Below are 21,555 nucleotides of genomic sequence, written 5' to 3'. Positions count from 1 at the left end.
TCCAGCCATGAATGAGAACATAAGAATACTGAAACCTTTTTTCAGAGGGATCCCTATTATAATTATGGTAATGATACTGTCTGTACTTGCAGCCAAAAAATACCTTAATTACGTGACCCCAATGTATGAAAGTACAGCCAAACTAAAGTTGGCCGATGTACAGGAAGGTGTGCCCAGTGCTAATCTTTTTAAAGACTTTGACATTTTTGCTTCAGCTAATAAAATAGCAACAGAGATTGAAGTGTTGAAATCATCGTTACTTATTGATAAGGCATTAGTAGAACTTCCTTTTAACAAAGAGATTTATAGAAAGGGCAGTGTACGATCAGTTGAATTATTTAATAATTCTCCAATACTTATTGACGCAACGTTTAGTTCTGATAAAGGACTAAACAAACGTTATGGCCTTAAAGTACTGTCAAATAATGAATTTTTGTTTACTTACCCCGATTCTGAAAGGAATATAAAAGGCATTTTAGGTAAACCTTTAAAAATAGATTATGGAACTATATTGGTACGGTTGAATGAAGAGTATATTAAATCAAAAAAGGAAGTAAAAATAGCTGATGATTATGAATTTGAATACCTGAGCCAGGCAAAGCTTATGGATAAAATAAATAAAGAATTAGATATTGTAGCCGTTGATAAGGATGTACCGGTAATTAGAATTAACCTTAAAAGCAATATACCTGAAAAAGCTTCATTATTCGTAAATAAATTGGCTGAAGTTTACATAAGAGATTATATAGAAGGTAAATATAAAGCAGCCGATACTACTGTTGATTTTCTTAAGGGTGAAATTACATCTTCGAATGAAAAGCTAACCAAATCAGAAGATAATATACAAAATTTCAGAGATAAAAAGAATATCATCAATCTTACTCAGGAGACTGAAACAGATTTAAGGAAAATAGCACAGTTAAAGATTGAAAAAACCAACCTTAAAATGAGCCTGGATGCCATTAAAGAACTAAATGGCTACATCGATTCGGGTAAGGATAATTATCTTGATCTGGCGGCAAATTTTGAAGCATTTACCGATTTGCTTTCTACAGAAATGGTAAAAAACATGAAAGCACTTCAGGCTGAGAAAAAAGACTTATTACTTACATATACTCCTGAGAATGATAAGGTAAAAATCATTGATTCTAAAATTAAAGATTTAACCGACTACCAGATTGAAAGCATTAAAAACACAGAAAAAAATCTTCAGGTAAAATATAACGAATTATCTTCTCAAATAGGTCAGGCAGAGCAGGCTTTTGTGGGCTTGCCGGAAAAAGAAAAACAACTGAACATACTTAACAGGGAATTCAATTTGTATGAGAAAAATTATAATTTTTTAAATGAAAAAAGAATTGATGCTGAAATAGCCAAATCGGCCAAAATCGCATTTCATAAAATAATAACACCTGGAGACATTCCTGCTTCGCCTGTATCACCAATAAGAGCTATTATAATAATTGTGTCTGCAATAATGGGAATGTTTGGATCATTAGTTCTTATATATGCTGTCCATTTTGCAAAAGCAAAAGTTAATGATATTTATACGATTGAAAAGAACAGTAATATTCCTGTTGCATTAGCTACTCCATTTATTAAAAATAAAGAAGAAATAAGAGAAACTTTTTTACAGGAGGCTATGCAGATGGATCTTAAAGGACTGGTTGGTGAGAAAAATATATTGGCTATAAGCTCATTTGATAAATCCAGTGATCATAGGTTTCATTCATTGAACCTTATTAATTCATTTAGGGAGCAGGGAAGGAAGGTGCTGGTTATAGACGCTACCGGAGAGCTTGAAGTTGAGAATGATAAAGAAGATTATATTGATTTTTCTGAAGCGAAATACCTAAGTTATACTAAATCGGCCTTTGATAATTTAATAAAAGAACAGATGGAAGATTATGAACTATGTGTAGTGCATAATCAATCCATAAAAAAAGGGTCACTTTCTTTAGTGTTTATGAGCCTTGCAAATCAAAACTTTGTTGTTCTTGATAGCAGGCAAACAGCTGAGAAAATAATTTTAAAGATTGAACTTTTAAAAGAAGAATATAATCTTCCAGGCATGTGGTTTATATTGAATAAAACAGGCTATAACCCTAGTATTTTCTCATCGCTTAAAAAAATGTATAGACAGCTCACCAACAAATAAAAGTGTTTTGATATGTATCCATTAAAAAAAATAGCAATCTCTAAACCTCTCCTGGCTTTTACAGATCAGGCGCTATTTAGTGGTACAAGTTTTTTGCTAACAATCTTGTTAGCCCAAAAGATGGACATTAAAAGTTTTGGGGTCTATTCATCTGTGGTATTGATTGTGTATCTTTTAGTAAGTGTTTTTAGTGCTGTTTTGATTCAGCCTTTTCAGGTTTCTTTTTCCACAATTAAGCAGCCTAAGCAATATATCTCATTTTTATTTTCGGGATTGATGATTCTCCTTTCATTGTTGGTTGTGATTCTCTTACTGTTGAATAGATTTATTTTTCGGGAAGGCTATCATATAGTTACCGGTTCTCTTGTATGTTTTTGCGTTGGATTTTTGATAAATGATTTTCTAAGAAAGATTTTTCTGGGTACCGGCGATATCAGAATGGTGCTCATTATGGATAGTGTTTATTTTTTAGTGCTTATATATTTATTTATTAATCCTGATTTTAGTTTATCCGGAACTTTGTGGATACTGGGTTGTGCAAATTTAATTTCTTCACTTCCGGGCCTGGGCAATATAATTAAACACTTTCAAAAACCGGCGTTGTGGAGAGAATACTTGAAGGATCATATTCAGCAGGGTAAATGGTTGCTAAGTGTAGCAGTTTTACAATGGTGTTCAGGGAATTTTTTCGTGCTGGTTTCCGGAACTTATTTAGGTGTAGAAGCTTTAGGGGCTTTAAGGCTTGTACAATCATTTTTTGGAATTATCAATGTAGGACTTCAAACCATAGAGAATTATTTTGTGCCTAAAATATCTTCAATTTATAATGAAAGTGTTGAGAAAGCAAAAGCATATATAATTAAACTCACTATAAGCGGACTTGCAATTTTTGCTTCGATACTATTACCTGCCTTTGTTTTATCAGATAAGATTATTGTTATTGCCGGAGGCTTACAGTATCAGAATTACGGTTATGTAGTAAAAATGATCTGTATTCTGTATCTCTTCATTTTTTTAGGTTATCCTGTAAGGATATCTATCAGGGTGTTGATTCTTAATAAAACTTTTTTCATAGGATATTTAATGTCATTTATCTCATCAATAGCAACATTCCATTTCCTGTTACAGTTTTACGGACTTTACGGAGCTATAACAGGGCTTATTATCAATCAGCTTATAATGATGATATATTGGCAAAATCAATTAAATAATAAACAATTCGTATTATGGAAATAATTCATTTAATTCTTGGTAAAGCTAATCCGGACAGGATGAATGGTGTAAATAAAGTGGTATACCAGTTAGCGACCAAACAGGCTGAATTTGGTGAAAAAGTTGCTGTTTGGGGAATTGTTAGTGATAAAGAAGAAAATTACGGCAGCCGCAATTTTGATACCCAACTTTTTTTAAAAAGCTCCTTTCCTTTTTTCTTTTCAAAAGAACTGCAAGAAGCTATACTGGAAAAAAAAGGAAAAGCAGTGTTTCATCTTCATGGCGGATGGATTCCCGTTTATTTCTTATTAGCCAAACTGCTCTACAGGCACAACATAAAATTTGTAATTACTGCACACGGAGCCTATAATACCATAGCAATGAAAAAAAGCAGTATGATGAAAGCATTATACTTCCGTTTTTTCGAAAGAAGAATCCTTGAAACGGCAGACAGTATTCATTGCATAGGTAAAAGCGAAGTTCACGGGCTTAAAAAGATATTTAAAAAAGATAATGTTGTATTGCTGCCTTACGGATTTGTTAACAATTCTTCTGTTGAAATTAGGCAGCCAAATAAAGAAAATATAATATTTGGTTTTATCGGAAGGCTGGATATATATACTAAGGGACTAGATACTTTGCTTCATGCTTTTAAAAAATTTCATTATACCTATCCGGATTCTAAGTTATGGATAGTGGGTGACAGTAATGAAAGAGATACTCTTCAGTACTTGATTTCAAAAAATCATCTTGACAAAAATGTGGTTTTGTATGGGAGTAAATTTGGAGATGAAAAAAACGAGTTATTACAGAAAATGGATGTTTTTGTACATCCTTCAAGAAATGAAGGGTTACCCTTGTCAGTTATAGAAGCCGCAAGTTTTGGCAAGCCCTGTATTGTTACCGATACTACGAATATTGGTCATGAAATAGCAAATTATAATGCGGGAGAGACTATATATTCCCAGAACGAGAATAAACTTGAAGCTGCTATGGTTCACATGTTTAAAGTTTTTAATGATCCGGGTGCTTTTGTAGCAATGCAGCAAAATGCTATGCGAATGGTACAAGAGGAATACAACTGGGAAAAATTGCTATTGAAATTCCGCAATAATTTATACCATTTGTAATGGAAACCAATGTAAAAATACACGACGCTTTTTTAAAAACAATAAACAATTATATGTTTATTGTTTTACTGCTTATGATTGCCTGTTTTTTTACATGGAGTGAAAATGTTGCAATCACCAGAGGTATAAAAGTAGTGGGAAGGATGGGACTAATGCTTTCGTCTATTGGTATTTATTACAAGATACTTAATTATGGAGCAGTAAATACGCTTGGATATAAAAATATATTTTCTCCATTATTTTATTTACTGTACCTGACACTGGGGTTTTTATCCTTTATGTGGAGTACTAATCCTGGATTCAGTATGCTCCAGTGGTTTATGACTTTTCAAAGTCTCGTATTTGCTTATTTTTTTATTAAAAGCTTAAAAGTACTGGATCATTTTTTTGAAGGTCATTCAATTCGTCTCTATCATTTACTTGGTAATTCTGTTTTCGTTTTGCAAACCATATTTGTAATTGGTATGTGGGTAGATCCTGATACTTTTTTCAGGTTGACAAATGGAGGAGAAGAAGCCCGTTTAGGAGGCGTAATGATGAATCCTAATGAACTTGGGATGTTGGCAGGCTTAGGTGTTGCTTGCCTGATTTTTGACCTTTACAGAAAAAAGAGTAAAGTATGGACTATCATAAAAATTCTTGTAATTTTTTATGCCCTGTTCATGACAGGATCCCGTTCTTCGTTAATTGGAGTTTTATTAATCATATTTTTCCATATAAACCAAACTAAAAGGAAGGGCTTAAAAATGGCTATTATTGCAGGAGTTCTTTTGGTTGTGCCTTTTGCAATACATCAGGTTATTTTAAAAGGGGGCGATAAAGAGCGTCTTGAAGAAATTCTTACCCTTACAGGACGTTTACCTTTTTGGCAGGCTCTTGTTACTGAAGGTCTGCCAAGAGAACCATTATTAGGGTTTGGCTATATGAGAATAGATTATAAAGAGTTTTTTCAGAGTGTTCATACCTACCCGGGAAAAATGACCCATAATACTTTCATGCAGGTTTTAATGAACCTTGGGTTTATTGGACTTTGTACCGCAATTTTCCAGATGATTTTTACCTTTAGGGCCTTCTTTTCTGAAAATAAAGAAAATAAACTTATGCTTATAGGCATGCTTATACCGGTGCTTATAAATTCATTTACTGAATTTGGAATATTTGGTGAAAGCAATTATGGTATTCTTTTTTATCAGATGATAATCTTTTCGGTATCCTTTAAATATAATACCCGTTTGACTTCTGTTCAGAAAATTTACTTAAGAAAAAGAAGGCCTGATTTGGGTTTGTAGATTTCCAAAAATCGTATAATTTCCATTTTTTGGAATATTTTATTGTTTGCTGTTTGTTGAAAACGCCTGATTTTAAAGGGTTTTTAAGTTTTGGTATAATTTTCCTTTCTATAAAATTGAAATTAAATTTATATGTCATGGAAAATATATTTAATAAAATAGGATACACCCTATCACGTAAAAGCAACAGTACTAACGATTCTGTCCTTGATGTTTTATGTATTAAAAATCCGGATGGAAGTATTAGATGGGTATGGAATGCTAACAACAAAAAACCATTATTCCTAAAGTTTTATAATGTAGGAAACAAGAGGGCTAAATTGTTTGCATTTATGATAAAAATGGTTTTTGCGTTGAGACTGCAAAAGCTGATATTTAGCAGAACGAGATATTTTTACAACAAAGAAACTATTACGCTTTTTGACTGTAATGATGCATGGGCCTTATTTACCGGAACTGTTGGGCCTAATAATAAGGCTATATTATACACAAACAATTCCTTCTTCAAAATTGCTACTACTAATAATGCTCAGGAGCTGATAAAAAAAGAAAACAGGATTTTAAGCAATAATGCTTTTTCAAATTTCAGAGTTCCTAAATCAAAACAAATATCGGATGATATTATTCAGCTTTCTGATGTTACAGAAAATGGTATCAGGACAGGGAAAATAGGTAATGGTCACCTTAAAGCTTTAGATGAAATGAATTTCCCTAATGACCAGATTGTTAAAATTAATTCTTGGAAATTATTTAATGATTTGAGGAAAGATTTCAGTACTATTAAAGATGAAAGAATTCCTAAAAACCTTATGAGGAAAATTAATATTCTCATCGATGGTTTAGATCCCGAAGAAGTTGTAGGGGTTTCTCTGTCCCATGGCGATTTTACTTCATGGAACATGTATGAAAGTGACGGTAAAATTTCATTATACGATTGGGAGCTGGCCACATATGACAGGCCTAAAGGGTTTGATTATTTTCATTATCTGATTCAGCAAGGTGTGATGGTTGATAGAAAATGCTGGAAAGACATTTATGAAGACATCAAAGACCAATGCTCCGGTGATTTTTGCAATACTGCTTTTGGATATGACCTGGAAATAGTAAACAGATATTTAAAGTTCTATTTACTGATAAATTGTATGAATTACTTAAAAGTTTATGCATCACAACCAAATTGGCATATACAGATCAACTGGTTATTTGAAGTTTGGAACGAAGCTATGAATATGTTCCTGACAGAAAGCAAAAGTTCAAGACAATTGATGATTATGGATTTATTTGATCATATCCAAAATGAGAATTATGCAGCAGTTAAATTTCTAAATGGCTATCCGGAAAACCTAAGCATAAATTCGGATATAGATCTTATTGTAGAAAATGATCTCAATGACAAGCTTATTAATTTCTTCGAAAAACATTCTTTGGTAACAAAAATGGTATCTAAGCCTAAGTCATTTATGAATACGATTCAACTGATATTAAACGAAGGCTCTTTCCTTTCTATAGATCTTATATGGCAGCCTAAAAGAAGAAATGTTGTTTTCATGGAAGTAAAAAAAGTGCTTAAAAATGCTTATCTGAACAATTTTGGTGTCAGGACAACTTCTGTTAGTGATACCATGCAATATATTTCAGGATTCTATTCGCTTAATAACGCTGCAATCCCTGAAAAGTTTAAAGTATATGAAGAAGCGGCTGTTGACATGAATAAAAAAAATGACAGCATTGTTAATGAGTATTTTCAGAATTATGTGAAAGATAAAAAGGCACTGATGAGAAAATTGAGAAAGATTAAAGAAAACAGAGGCCTTAATGCTGTGAAAAATATGGTCTTATATTTTTATGATACTCTGACTTCCTTCAGAAGAAGAGGTTTTGTGGTTACTTTTAGCGGAGTAGACGGAGCAGGTAAATCGACAGTAATTGAAAATGTAGCCCAGTTAATAGAGAAGCAATTAAGATTACCGGTAGTTATTTTACTTCATCGTCCGTCTGTACTGCCTATAATAAGCGTAATTTTTAAAGGCAGGGAAGAAGCTAAAAGAATTGTAGAGTCAAGCTTACCAAGAAAAGGGAACAATACCAGCTTTTTATCATCTCTTTTGCGCTTTTCATATTACTACACAGACTATTTTATAGGGCAATTTCTGGTATACATTAAATATACTTTAAGAGGTTATGTAGTAATTTATGATCGCTATTATTTTGATTTTATTGGCGATGCTAAAAGAAGCAATGTTGTTTTACCAAAAGGACTGTCATTCTTTGGCTATAGGTTTTTACTTAAACCTAAATTCAATTTCTTTCTTTTTGCTGATACACAGACTATTTTAGAAAGGAAAAAAGAGTTAGATGAATCCGCTATAAAAGAACTGACTAATAATTATGGCTCTTTGTTTGGAAAACTTGGAAAACAAAGCAAAAGCGAAATATATGAGGTAATTGAGAACAATGATCTTAACATCACTCTAAATCATGTTTTACTAACCATTAAAAGCCATTGATATGAAAACTTTAATGCAGAAGTTGATTCAGCTTAGAAATCCTGATTTCAGGTTTGATGAAAATATCACTACACCTATGCTGATACAGTTTATGCGGATACAATTTATGGCAGTATTTAGAGGGTTGTTTGTATTCCTTTACCTGAAAAATCCTAAAGGGATGATGTTGGGTAAGTCGGTAAGTTTTTTTAACCCATCGGGGATAACCTGGGGCAGATTTTTACGATTAGGAAATCATGTTTCCGTGTCTGCATTAAGCATTAATGGTGTGAGATTCGGAAATAATGTAAGCATAGGTGCCTTTAGCAGGATAATAGTATCAACATCGCTCAATAATCCTGGTGATAAGATTGTATTAGGAGATAATGTAGGTATTGGTGAATTTGCCTATTTAGGTGGTGGAGGTGGCTTAGAAATAGGGGATGAGTGTATAGTAGGACAGTACTTTAGCTGTCATCCCGAAAACCATAATTGTGATGACTTAAATATTTCTATCAGGCATCAGGGGGTTTCAAGAAAAGGGATACTAATAGGTCGCAATTGCTGGATTGGCAGTAAGGTTACAATACTTGATGGTGTAGAAATAGGTTGTGGATGTGTTATCGCTGCAGGAAGTGTGGTAACTAAATCTTTTCCGGATAATAGTATAATTGGAGGTGTTCCTGCTAAAATTTTAAAAAACAGGAGTCATGAGCAATAGAATTATTTTAGCATCTTGCTATGCCGTTAATCCTTATAAAGGCTCTGAAGATGCAATGGGTTGGAATTTTGTAATGCAAATTGCCAGATTTAATAAAGTAATAGCAGTTACAAGAGAAAACAACAGAGAAGCAATAGAGCAATTTATGGCTATAAATCCGGCCTCTGAATATTCTAACATCACATTTTTATATTTTGATTTGCCCTATTACATGCGCTTCTGGAAAAAAGGAAGCCGTGGAGCCATGCTTTACTTTTATTTATGGCAAAAGGGAATTGTAGGTTTTGTAAAAAAACAAAAACTGAAATTTGATATTGCTCACAATGTTAACTTTCATAACGACTGGACACCCAGTTTTTTATGGAAATTAAATAAACCTTTGGTTTGGGGTCCTGTCGGTCATCATCCGCTCATTCCAAAAATGTATTTGAGGCCTTATTCCCTAAATTATAGTATAAAAGATAGCCTTACCTGGCTTGTAAAAAAAATATTCTGGAATTATTCATCTGCTTTAAAAGAAACAAAAGATAATTCGGCCCATATATGGTGTATGAATACTGATGTTCCTGTTAAGCTTAACCTGAAAGGTAATAGTTATTCTGTTTTTCCATCTGTAGCTTCAGAGGATTATTCCGGTACTGTCGAGGGTAGAGAAACACAAGGTTTCCATATTATAAGTGCCGGACGTTTTGTTCCTCTCAAAGGTTTTGATCTGACCATTCGTTCTTTTATCAATTTTTTAGATAGAATACCTTTTGAAGAAAGGGGGAATTGTAAACTAACGCTTGTAGGCTCAGGACCGGAAAAAGGATTTTATGAGCAATTGATCAATAACAGCATTGCTAAAGATAATATTGAAATTATTGAATGGATTGAGCGTAAGGAGTTAATGAAACTCTACGCAAAATCATCAGTGTTTATGTTCCCATCCCACGAAGGAGCAGGGATGGTTGTAGCTGAAGCATTATCCTTTGGTTTACCTGTAATTTGCCTTGACAACATTGGTCCGGGGCAATACATAACATCTGAATGCGGTTTTATTGTACCTCAAACAAATTATGATGCAACGGTTTCAGGACTTGATGATGCATTATACAAATTGTTTAATGACAATAGTTTGTTGGCAAAAATGAGCAGGAAAGCGCGTGAACGATATAATGAACGATTTACCTGGAATAGCAGGGGAGAGCATCTTAAAGAAATTTATAATAGCATATCATTATGAGAGTTATAGCGGTACACTTATTAAATGATTTTAGTGGCAGCCCTAAAGTTTTAAGACAGCTGCTAAATGGCTGGGCTAAAAGAAATGTTGAATTACATTTATTTACCTGTAGCGGACGAGAAGGGTTCTTATCAGATTTGCCCAGTGTTATTTGTCATTTCTATTGGTATAAGTTTGCTAAAAATCCATTGATACGATTGATATTTCTTTTCTCAAGTCAAATTCTTTTAGCCGTTAAATTAGTCTTCTTTCTGAATAAAGACGATGTATTGTATATAAATACTGTGTTACCATTTGGAGCAGCATTAGCCGGAAAAATAAGAGGTGTAAAAGTCATTTATCATATACATGAAACCAGTATGAAGCCATTACTATTCAAACGCTTTTTGTTTGGTATTGTTAGATGTTCAGCTGATGATATTGTATATGTTTCTGAGTTTTTAGCCAATCAGGAGCCATTGGATGTTAGAAAACATATTATTCATAATGTTCTTGAAGAAGAATTCATTCAAAAAACATCTGTTTCTTCAAATTATTCGAAACACGAAAAGATCGTATTGATGATATGTTCATTAAAAGCATACAAAGGAGTCAATGAGTTTTTAAAGTTGGCTGAAATGAATTCCGGGTATGTTTTTAAGTTGATTGTAAACGCATCAATTTCAGAAATTAACGACTACTTTAAAAATGTAGAAATACCTGTAAATCTCTTAATTTATCCTACTCAGATTAACACACATCAATTTTACGATGAGGCTGCTATGGTGCTTAATTTATCGGATACAAAATTATGGGTTGAGACCTTTGGCCTAACCATTTTAGAGGCGATGGCTTATGGTTTGCCAACGATAGTTCCTCCTGTTGGCGGTGTTACTGAACTCGTAGATGAAGGTAGAAATGGTTTTTTAATAGACAGTAAAAACCTGTCATTACTATCCGCCACCATTTGCAGAGTTTTGGAGGATAAAGAACTATATAATGAAATGAGTAAACATGCAAAAGATAAAAGCAGGGACTTTAATCTTGATATTTTTGAGCAAAAATCATTTAACCTGCTTTCCTGATAATGTTTTTATTTCCAAAATATGGAAAATTAAACATTAGGAAATGTTTTTAACTTGCTGAAAATCAAATGTTTTTAATTGAAGCATGATTTTGGTACTGTACCAGAAAAATAATAAAATTATGAAAACACGTAAAATTGCCATAATTGGTACCGTAGGCTTACCGGCTAAGTATGGAGGTTTTGAAACCCTTGCAGATCATTTGGTGAGCAATCTATCTGATAAGTATGATTTTACGGTCTATTGTTCTCAAAAGAAATATAAAAAGGAAGAACGATTAAAATCGTACAAAGGAGCTAAGTTAAAATACATTCCTTTAGAAGCTAACGGGATTCAGAGCATATTATATGATACTATTTCTATAATCCATGCAATTTTTAAAAATGATGTTTTACTGATTCTTGGTGTGGCCGGAGCATGGATTTTGCCTTTTGTGAGATTATTTACAAATAAAAAAATAATCATTTCAATTGATGGAATCGAATGGAAAAGGGATAAATGGCCACTGATGGCTAAATTGTATTTATGGTGGTCAGAAAAAATAGCTGTAAGATATTCACATATTGACATATCAGATAACGAATCCATTCAGGATTATACAGCTATCCGTTATGAAACACTAAGCCGTGTTATTGAATATGGCGCAGATCATACAAAAAATGTAAAACCTGATGAAGAGGATATACGTAAATATTCGTTTCTTAAACAGAATTATGCGGTAAAGGTATGTCGTATTGAGCCAGAAAATAATGTCCATGTAGTTTTAGAAGCTTTCAAGCAAAAATCAGACACCAATCTGGTACTCGTAGGGAACTGGAATAATAGTGAGTATGGTAAAAAACTGAAAGATAAATATAGTGAAGTCCAAAATCTTTATTTGTACGATCCTATTTATGACCAGAGGGAAATTGATTTGATAAGAGGAAACGCAAGTTTATATATTCACGGGCATTCAGCAGGAGGAACCAATCCATCCCTGGTTGAAGCTATGTATTTAGAGCTACCGGTTATAGCTTTTAATGTCTCTTATAATATTACAACTACTGAAGGAAAAGCGCTCTATTTTTCGTCTGTACAAGATTTAGTAAATCAATTATCTATTGTTAATGATGAAATGCTGGTTAAACTTGCTGCCGCAATGTCTTCAATAGCCAGAAGAAGGTATACCTGGAATACCATTGCCAGGAAATATGAATTTTTGATTGAAGAAGCTTATATGACTAAAAGGAAGATAGGTGTTTCTTCGGAGGTAAAAAGACTAAGGAATTCTTTTTTACAGGATTTTCAGCTGTCACATCTAAAAGACAATAACTTTTTTTACGAAAACAGATAAGTCATGAAAACAATATTGGAAATTATATCGTATGGATTTTTGTCGCTTCTTTTGACAATCAGTTTTATACCATTCATTAGAAAAGTTGCAATTTCTGTTAACCTGGTAGATAAACCTAATTACAGAAAAGTGCATTTAGATACAGTGCCTTTGATAGGAGGGATAGCAATAGCCTTAGTAATATTTATTGTGATTTTTATTTCTGGTTTCAGAAATGTTTTTATCAAAGAATACTTTAGTGTTTTTGCAGGAGCAATTACTTTGCTAATCGTTGGTATTATTGATGATAAAAATGATATTTCGGCAAAGTATAAATTAGCGATACAACTAATTTTGGCTCTAATCATTGCACTTTCCGGTACAAGACTGACTTCACTATATGGCTTATTTGGCATTTATGAAATAAGTACGTGGATACAGTATTTATTGACAATTTTAATTATTACGGGTGTTGTTAACTCTTTTAATCTTATGGACGGAGTAGATGGTCTCATGGGTGGACTTTCATTAATTGGTTTCTCAATTTTTTTGATTTCCGCAATTTATTTCAAAGATTATTTTCTGGTATTTTTAAGTGCTGTTTTTATGGGAGCTATCGTAGGTTTTCTAAAATTTAATTTAGGGAAGAAAAAGATTTTCATGGGTGATTCAGGATCTCTGTTCATAGGCTTTATAATGATAACATTAGCTATAAAGTTTTTACAAAAAAATATGTTGCCGCATGATACAACCCCCGATCTTGTTTTATTGATCTTGCTTGTCTTTTTTTCAATACCTGTTTTTGATTCGTTAAGGGTATATCTGGGAAGAATGAAAAATGGAAAATCTCCTTTTAAAGCTGATAAATCACATCTTCATCATTTGTTGCTGAGTATTGGTTTAACACATAAGAAAGTAGATATTGTAATTTCTGCAATATGTATGCTAATGCTTATATTGATTGTCAGTTTAAAATCTTTTTTGACAATGACCTTAATTATTATGCTTTTAATTCTTTCTTTTTCAATAATCATAAGATTGCTTCTGATGATTAATAAGTTATATCAGTGGACTATTAGAATCAAAGTGATGGAGTGTTCTGTAAATAAAAAAGAAGGAAATTTAGATTATTAATTATTGTATTTTGTTTTTCTCCTTTCACGAAATTACATTGACAGACATGCTAAATAATTATTTATAATAGTTATCGGATTATTCTTAAATATATATGTTGTTAACTTACTGAAATTACTTTTATATTCATATTTAATTAAAAAATAAATTATTTTAATGTTAATTTATTTAAAAATTGAATAAATTTGTATTTCCCCCAAACTTGATCGATATGGAAGATCATATTCTTTTTAATGCTATTATCGAAAATGCAATTGACGGAATTATTACGATTGATGAACATGGCGTAATAGAATCGATAAATCCCTCTGCATGCAATCTCTTTTTGTATTATCCACACGAACTTATCGGAAAAAGCATTGAATTATTAATGCCTGTTTCTTATATAGAAAAGTATAATTCGTGTTTACACTCTTTATTGTCTTCCGGGATTGATTCCAGAGGTATTAATAGGGATGTACTGGGTAAGAAAAAAGATGGCTCTATATTCTCTTTTAGATTAGGAATTAGTGAAATCAATTTTCAGGGTAAAAGACTGTTTACAGGATTTGTTCATGACCTGAGTTATCGAACCGAGGTAGAAAATAAGCTGCTTCAGTATACTCAGCATTTAGAAGAAATCGTAAAGGACCGTACAAACTCTTTGAATGAAACAATTGAAGCTCTTACCGAGGCCAAAGAAGAAATAAGTACAACTTTGGAAAATGAAATAAAGATGAGCAGGCTAAAAAGCAGGCTTTTATCTATGGCTTCTCATGAATTTCGCACACCTTTGAGTACTATTCAGCTTTCTTCATCTTTGATTCAGCATTACGCCGAAAAATCCGAGCACAATAAAATTGAGAATCACGTTTACAAGATTAAAAGTGCCATTGGTAATCTCACGACGATTCTTAATGATTTTTTACAGCTTGAAAAGACCGAATCTGATAAAATAAAAGTTTCTTATACCTATTTCGAACTTGATTTATTTGTTAATGAGATAATAGAAGAGTTACAATTACTTGCTAAGAAGAGCCAAAAGATAATAAGCAGGCATACGGGTAAATTCAGATTAGTAACATTAGATCAAAATTTGCTTAGAAATTGCATTATTAATTTGGTATCTAATGCCATTAAATATTCCGGTGAAGAAACTAATATTGAGATTCACTCTTCTATAACAGCAAAAAGTATAAATATAACTGTTAAGGATAATGGTATTGGTATACCAAAAGAAGAACAGGAACATTTGTTTGAGGCCTTTTTCAGGGCTCAAAATACAGGAAATATTCCGGGAACAGGACTAGGACTTCATATAGTGTCCAGATATGTAAAACTTATGGCAGGATCTATAAGTTTCAAAAGTAAACAAAATGAAGGTACAATATTTTCAATTAAATTTCCATTATCATGAGCAAAGTACTTATTATTGAGGACAATGACAGCATTAGGGAAAATATTATTGAAATATTAGAACTGTCCGGCTACGAAGTTTTATCTGCATCAAACGGAAAGTCAGGAATTGAACTTGCAATAACACATAATCCAGATATCATATTATGTGATATAATGATGCCTGAATTAGATGGTTATGGGGTATTGCATGTACTTAGTCAAAGTTCAGTAACCAAAACAATTCCCTTTATATTTCTAACATCCAAAGCAGAAAGATCGGATTTAAGGAAAGGGATGGAACTGGGAGCGGATGATTATCTCACCAAACCTTTTGATGATTCAGAATTACTCAGGGCTATTGAAAGCCGTACCAAAAAAAAAGAAGCACAGCAATTATATTATGGGCAGACTCCTGAAAATCTTAATACTATAATCTCAAATAAAAAAGGATTAGATGAATTAAAAAGCGTTATGCAGGAGCGAAGCTGTAGGAAATTCAAACCTCATCAGCATATTCATTATGAGGGAGATCACGTAACCGGTATATATTACATTATAAGCGGAACAGTAAAAACTGTAAAATTTACCAAAGATGGACGTGAGCTAATTACAGGCATATACAAAGAGGGAGATTACCTGGATATAAACGTTATGCTATCGGCAAATATTTACAGTGATACAGCCATTGCGATAGAAGAAACAGTTTTAAGTTTTTTACCCATTGATCAATTAGATAAGCTTATTTTTTTACATCCTGAAATAGGAGCCAAGTTCATTAATATACTTACCTGTAATATCAGAGAAAAAGAATTACGTCTTCTGCAAATTGCTTACATGTCAGTACGTAAAAGGATAGCAGAGGGAATAATTAAAATGGCCGGGCAGCATAATTGTGACAACGCTATGATAAAAATAACACGGGATGATCTTGCAGCACTATCAGGAACTTCCCCTGAAACTGTTAGTCGTACGCTAAGTGATTTTAAAGAAGAAGGGCTTATTAAAAAAAGCGCAGGAACGCTTCATATTCTTAATTTTAATAAACTTAATACGTTAAGGAACTAGCTGTAAAATAAATTAAAAGTAAAGTAAAAAAACATCATTTTGGATTTTCCAAAATGATGTTTTTTTTTTGCGTTTTGAAATCAATAATCCACATTGCCTTTTTCAGGGTTAATTAACGCCTTTTTTCTCATCAAAAATATACTAATTTTTTTGGATACCATACCTTAAATAAAAATGATGTGAATCATCTTTTTAGGTGATCTGTGTCATTACGCATGCTGTATTTAAAATTTAACTTTGATAGGTGTTTTAGATATGTTTTAAATATATCGTTTGATTTTTTTTTAAAAATCTACTATTTGAATATCGTAAGGCTTCCAAAAATAAAAATAGTTAACTGAATGTCTCATTTTTTAAAACTTGTTTTTTGCTAAAAATTAACAAGATATAAATTGTAAAAAAAGTTAATAAAACAAACTAATTTATAGTCGTAAAGATTATACCAGCCCCCTTAAAAATAACCTTATAATTCCTACCTCCTCTAATACTTTATAAATTGTTATACCACAATTACGAAGGTTTTTTTAAGCAATAAGCTAATCAGTTGATAAGCTTATAAAAAACATACTTTTTTGATCAAATAAAAGGATTAAAAAACACAACAATCTCAAAATACAGTTTTCAAAAATTAGAGATTATGAAAAACATTACTTCCTTTTTTAAAAATATTAAATGTAGTCTTGTGATAGTATTTCTATTATTTAATATTCATTATGCATTTTCGCAAGTAGATCTAAGGACGTGTGGTTTTAATTGTACTTCAAATAATTATACATTAACGGATGTATATTTAAGCCTTTCATCCGTAAGTGGTATTCCTATAGGTAATACGCCTTGTACAATTGGTCAATCACAACAGGTTTACATCTACTTAAATTATTCATCAAATTCGAGCTCCACAGTTCACTTTGCTAGATTAAATGCCGACTTAAATATAGGTGGAACAACCACTTTTGTTAATGTTCTTTTGGGAGATATAGTTCCCGGGAACAACATCAAATTATTATATGGGCCTTTTAATTGGGTTTGTGGTGACGAATTAAGTCTTACCAATACTATAATTGCCTGGAAAACTACTAGTAATAACGATCCGGGACCAAATTATCAATGTAGTAATTACTCTAATTCACAATGTGATTTTACTAATGCTATAACAATTTCTAAGCCTTTAGCGGTTCAGTTTAGTTACAAAGCGTGTAAAGTTGGAAACAATACAACTGTGAATTTCACTTCAACAACAAATGGTGGTAAAACGCCATATACATATGCATGGGATTTTCAAAATGATGGAGGGGCGCCTGATTCTACTTTATCAAATCCCACATATGTATACACAACTCCTAATAATACTGCAAAACTTACCGTTACCGATGCTCAAAATATCTCAAATTCCTATACACTGGCTATTATTCAGCCTGCTGAATTAATGGTAAGTGAGACACATACAAGCATAGGGTGTAGTGGAGGAACATCTTCCATAACATTAAATGTAACCGGAGGAACACCAGGTTATACTTATTTGTGGAATACTGGAGCAACAACAATGAACCTCTCTAATGTGTCTTCGGGTACATATTCGGTTACTGTAAAGGATAGTAATAATTGTACTAAGCAATTATCAGTAACTATACCGGGAGGAGATACAATTAAGCCTGTAATTAATCCTTTACCTGCTCCTACAACTATTAATTGTCCGGATACGCCAGTATTTACTCAGGCAGTTGCTACTGATAATAGTGGGACAGTCAGCTCGTTGACTTATACAGAAGTTAATACTCCGGGATCTTGTTCGGGGACTTATTCTATAACAAGAACGTGGATAGCTACAGATGCATGTAACAATCAGTCTCTTCCTGTAAGTCAAACGATTAATGTTGTGGACAATACACCCCCAGTATGGAGCACCGCAGCATCATCTCAAAATGTAACACTGCAATGCAGTGATGCTTCAGGACTTGCTGCTGCTCAGTCACAAGCTCCTGTCGCTACAGACAACTGCGGAGGTACAATTACCTACACCAAAACCTCAGGTTCTTTTGTAGCAAGGGCGTGTGCCAATGCAGGCACCTATACCAATAACTGGTTTGCAAAAGATGTTTGTAATAATACTTCCTCAGTCTTTACTCAGGTGATTACTATTGAAGATACCCAGGTTCCTGTATGGAGCACCGCTGCATCATCTCTAAATATAACGCTGCAATGTAGCGATTCAGAAGGACTTGCAACTGCTCAGGCACAAGCCCCTGTAGCTACAGACAACTGCGGCGGAGTAATCACCTACACCAAAACCTCAGGTTCATTTGTAGCAGGAGTGTGCGCCAATACAGGTACCTATACCAATACCTGGGTTGCAAAAGATGTTTGTAATAATGCCTCCTCAGTCTTTACTCAGGTTATTACTATAGAAGATACCCAGGTTCCTGTGTGGAGCACTACAGCATCATCTTTAAATATAACGCTGCAATGCAGTGATGCTTCAGGATTAGCTACAGCGCAATCACAAGTTCCTGTCGCTACCGATAACTGTGGCGGAGTAATCACCTATACCAAAACCTCAGGCTCTTTTGTAGCAGATTCATGCGCTAATGCAGGCACCTATACCAATACGTGGATTGCAAAAGATGTGTGTAATAATACTTCCTCAGTGTTCACTCAGGTGATTACTATTGAAGATACCCAGGTTCCTGTGTGGAGCACCGCAGCATCATCTCTAAATGTAACGCTGCAATGCAGTGATGCTTCAGGATTAGCCACAGCGCAATCACAAGCTCCGGTTGCTACAGACAACTGTGGAGGTACAATCACCTACACCAAAACCTCAGGGTCTTTTATAGCAGGAGCGTGCGCCAAATCAGGTACTTATACCAATACTTGGATAGCCAATGATGGATGTGGTAATTCTTCAGTTGAATTTACTCAGATAATTACCATAGAGGACACCCAGGTTCCTGTTTGGTCAACAGAGTCATCATCTCTAAATGTAACGCTGCAATGTAGCGATTCAGAAGGACTTGCAACTGCTCAGTCACAAGCTCCTGTTGCTACCGATAACTGTGGTGGTACAATCACATACACTAAAACCTCAGGCTCTTTTGCAGCAGGTTCATGCGCTAATGCAGGAACCTATACCAATACCTGGGTTGCAAAAGATGTGTGTAATAATACTTCCTCAGTGTTCACTCAGGTAATTACTATCGAAGATACTCAGGTTCCTGTGTGGAGCACCGCAGCATCATCTCTAAATGTAACGCTGCAATGTAGTGATGCTTCAGGACTTGCTGCTGCTCAGTCACAAGCCCCTGTCGCTACAGATAACTGCGGAGGTACAATTACCTATACCAAAACCTCAGGTTCATTTGTAGAGGGACTTTTCCCTAATGAGGGAACTTACACAAATACCTGGACTGCTACTGATATTTGTAGCAATAGTTCTTCTGTTTTTACACAAACAATTACAATCGTAGACACTCTTGTTCCAGTAGTGACAACTTCTGCTTTCGCACTTAATATAACGCTGCAGTGTAGCGATGCATTAGGACTTGCAGCTGCACAGCTATATGAACCTGAAGCAGTTGATAATTGCGGTGGTGCTGTTAGTTTTACCAAGACCTCAGGAACATTTGTTCAAAGTGAATGCGAAAACTCGGGAACTTATACTAATACTTGGGTTGCTTTGGATTTACGTAGAAATGCTTCATCAGTATTTACTCAGATAATTACAATAGAGGATACCCAAGCTCCTATTTGGTCAACAGAGTCATCATCTCTAAATGTAACGCTGCAATGTAGCGATTCAGAAGGACTTGCAACTGCTCAGTCACAAGCTCCTGTTGCTACCGATAACTGTGGTGGTACAATCACCTATACCAAAACCTCAGGGTCTTTTATAGCAAGTGCGTGCGCCAATGCAGGCACCTATACTAATACCTGGGTTGCTACTGATGGATGTAACAATACTTCCTCAGTGTTCACTCAGGTAATTACTATTGAAGATACCCAGGTTCCTGTTTGGTCAACAGAGTCAGTAGCGCTTAATGTAACGTTGCAATGTAGCGACTCAGAGGGATTGGCCAATGCTCAGTCACAAGCTCCTGTTGCTATTGATAATTGCGGCGGTGCGGTCAGTTATAATAGAAGTTCAGGCGAATTTGTCCGAGGTGACTGTGATAACTCAGGTACTTATACCAATACCTGGGTTGCAAAAGATGTTTGTAATAATACATCCTCAGTTTTCACTCAGTTAATTACTATCGAAGATACTCAGTTTCCTGTGTGGAGCACCGTAGCATCTTCTCTAAATGTAACACTTCAATGCAGTGATACAGAAGGACTGGCCAATGCTCAGTCACAATCACCTGTCGCTACAGACAACTGTGGAGGAGTAATCACCTATACCAAAACCTCAGGTTCTTTTGTAGCAGGAGCATGTGATAACTTAGGTACTTACACCAATACCTGGACTGCTACCGATGGATGTAACAATACCTCTTTAGTATTTACTCAGGTGATTACTATTGAAGATACTCAGGTTCCTGTTTGGTCAACAGAGTCAGTAGCGCTTAATGTAACGTTGCAATGTAGCGACTCAGAAGGATTGGCCAATGCTCAGTCACAATCACCTGTCGCAACAGATAACTGTGGAGGAGTAATCACCTACACCAAAACCTCAGGAGAATTTACCCGTGGTGACTGTGATAACTCAGGTACTTATACCAATACCTGGATTGCTACTGATGTTTGCGGTAATATATCAGAGATCTTTACTCAAATAATTGCCATAGAGGACACCCAGGTTCCTGTTTGGTCAACAGAGTCATCATCTCTAAATGTAACGCTGCAATGTAGCGATTCAGAAGGACTTGCTGCTGCTCAATCTCAATCACCTGTTGCTGTCGATAATTGTGGCGGAGTAATCGCCTACGCCAAAACTTCAGGTTCATTTGTAGCAGGAGCGTGCGCCAACTCAGGTACCTATACCAATACATGGAGTGCTGCTGATGGCTGTGGTAATGTATCAGAGATCTTTACCCAAATTATTACTATTGAAGATACCCAGGTTCCTGTTTGGTCAACTGAAACAACAGCCCTTAATGTTACTCTTGAATGCAGTGACTCAGAAGGATTGGCCAATGCTCAGTCGCAAGCCCCGGTTGCAACAGACAACTGCGGAGGTACAATCACCTATACCAAAACCTCAGGTTCTTTTGTGGCAGGTTCTTGTGCCAATTCAGGTACTTATACCAATACCTGGATTGCTACTGATGTTTGCGGTAATATATCAGAGATCTTTACTCAGATAATTACCATAGAGGACACCCAGGTTCCTGTTTGGTCAACAGAGTCATCATCTCTAAATGTAACGCTGCAATGTAGCGATTCAGA

13 protein-coding genes are annotated in these 21,555 nt (G+C 34.3%); all 13 read left to right on the top strand.

Annotated features, from left to right (window positions below; genetic code table 11):
- The first annotated feature begins 7 nt into the window (after nt 1-7).
- A complete protein-coding gene (locus DEU42_RS08950; protein WP_114757954.1) occupies nt 8-2,158 on the top strand; it encodes a GumC family protein in 2,151 nt (716 codons plus the stop codon).
- Between the two features lie 12 nt (nt 2,159-2,170).
- Nucleotides 2,171-3,394, top strand: a complete 1,224-nt coding sequence (locus DEU42_RS08945) for a hypothetical protein (protein ID WP_114757953.1) — start codon at nt 2,171-2,173, stop codon at nt 3,392-3,394.
- Nucleotides 3,385-4,500 (top strand): glycosyltransferase family 4 protein, encoded by a 1,116-nt coding sequence (locus DEU42_RS08940; RefSeq protein ID WP_114757952.1) that lies wholly within the window; start codon nt 3,385-3,387, stop codon nt 4,498-4,500. Before DEU42_RS08945 ends, DEU42_RS08940 begins: the two co-directional genes overlap by 10 nt.
- Nucleotides 4,500-5,789, top strand: a complete 1,290-nt coding sequence (locus tag DEU42_RS08935) for an O-antigen ligase family protein (protein WP_114757951.1) — start codon at nt 4,500-4,502, stop codon at nt 5,787-5,789. Before DEU42_RS08940 ends, DEU42_RS08935 begins: the two co-directional genes overlap by 1 nt.
- A gap of 137 nt (nt 5,790-5,926) precedes the next feature.
- Entirely contained in the window at nt 5,927-8,296 is a 2,370-nt protein-coding gene (locus DEU42_RS08930) for a hypothetical protein (protein WP_147278095.1), read from the top strand.
- A 1-nt stretch (nt 8,297) separates the two neighbouring features.
- Entirely contained in the window at nt 8,298-8,996 is a 699-nt protein-coding gene (locus DEU42_RS17735) for an acyltransferase (RefSeq protein ID WP_114757949.1), read from the top strand.
- Nucleotides 8,986-10,221 (top strand): glycosyltransferase family 4 protein, encoded by a 1,236-nt coding sequence (locus DEU42_RS08920; protein ID WP_114757948.1) that lies wholly within the window; start codon nt 8,986-8,988, stop codon nt 10,219-10,221. The genes DEU42_RS17735 and DEU42_RS08920 overlap by 11 nt, the downstream gene beginning before the upstream one ends.
- A complete protein-coding gene (locus DEU42_RS08915) occupies nt 10,218-11,285 on the top strand; it encodes a glycosyltransferase family 4 protein (RefSeq protein WP_114757947.1) in 1,068 nt (355 codons plus the stop codon). The genes DEU42_RS08920 and DEU42_RS08915 overlap by 4 nt, the downstream gene beginning before the upstream one ends.
- A 121-nt stretch (nt 11,286-11,406) precedes the next feature.
- Entirely contained in the window at nt 11,407-12,618 is a 1,212-nt protein-coding gene (locus tag DEU42_RS08910; RefSeq protein ID WP_114758082.1) for a DUF1972 domain-containing protein, read from the top strand.
- A 3-nt stretch (nt 12,619-12,621) separates the two neighbouring features.
- Nucleotides 12,622-13,731 (top strand): glycosyltransferase family 4 protein, encoded by a 1,110-nt coding sequence (locus DEU42_RS08905; protein ID WP_114757946.1) that lies wholly within the window; start codon nt 12,622-12,624, stop codon nt 13,729-13,731.
- A 211-nt stretch (nt 13,732-13,942) separates the two neighbouring features.
- Nucleotides 13,943-15,127 (top strand): PAS domain-containing sensor histidine kinase, encoded by a 1,185-nt coding sequence (locus tag DEU42_RS08900; protein WP_114757945.1) that lies wholly within the window; start codon nt 13,943-13,945, stop codon nt 15,125-15,127.
- Entirely contained in the window at nt 15,124-16,173 is a 1,050-nt protein-coding gene (locus tag DEU42_RS08895) for a response regulator (protein WP_114757944.1), read from the top strand. The genes DEU42_RS08900 and DEU42_RS08895 overlap by 4 nt, the downstream gene beginning before the upstream one ends.
- Before the next feature lie 637 nt (nt 16,174-16,810).
- Nucleotides 16,811-21,555, top strand: a 4,745-nt coding sequence (locus DEU42_RS08890; RefSeq protein WP_114757943.1) for an Ig-like domain-containing protein, incomplete at its 3' end; no start/stop codon positions are given.

This window comes from Flavobacterium sp. AG291, assembly GCF_003350375.1.
GTDB lineage: Bacteria > Bacteroidota > Bacteroidia > Flavobacteriales > Flavobacteriaceae > Flavobacterium > Flavobacterium suzhouense.
The sequence above is the reverse complement of the archived record's forward strand: the minus strand, read 5'-3'. Positions and strand labels throughout refer to the sequence as shown.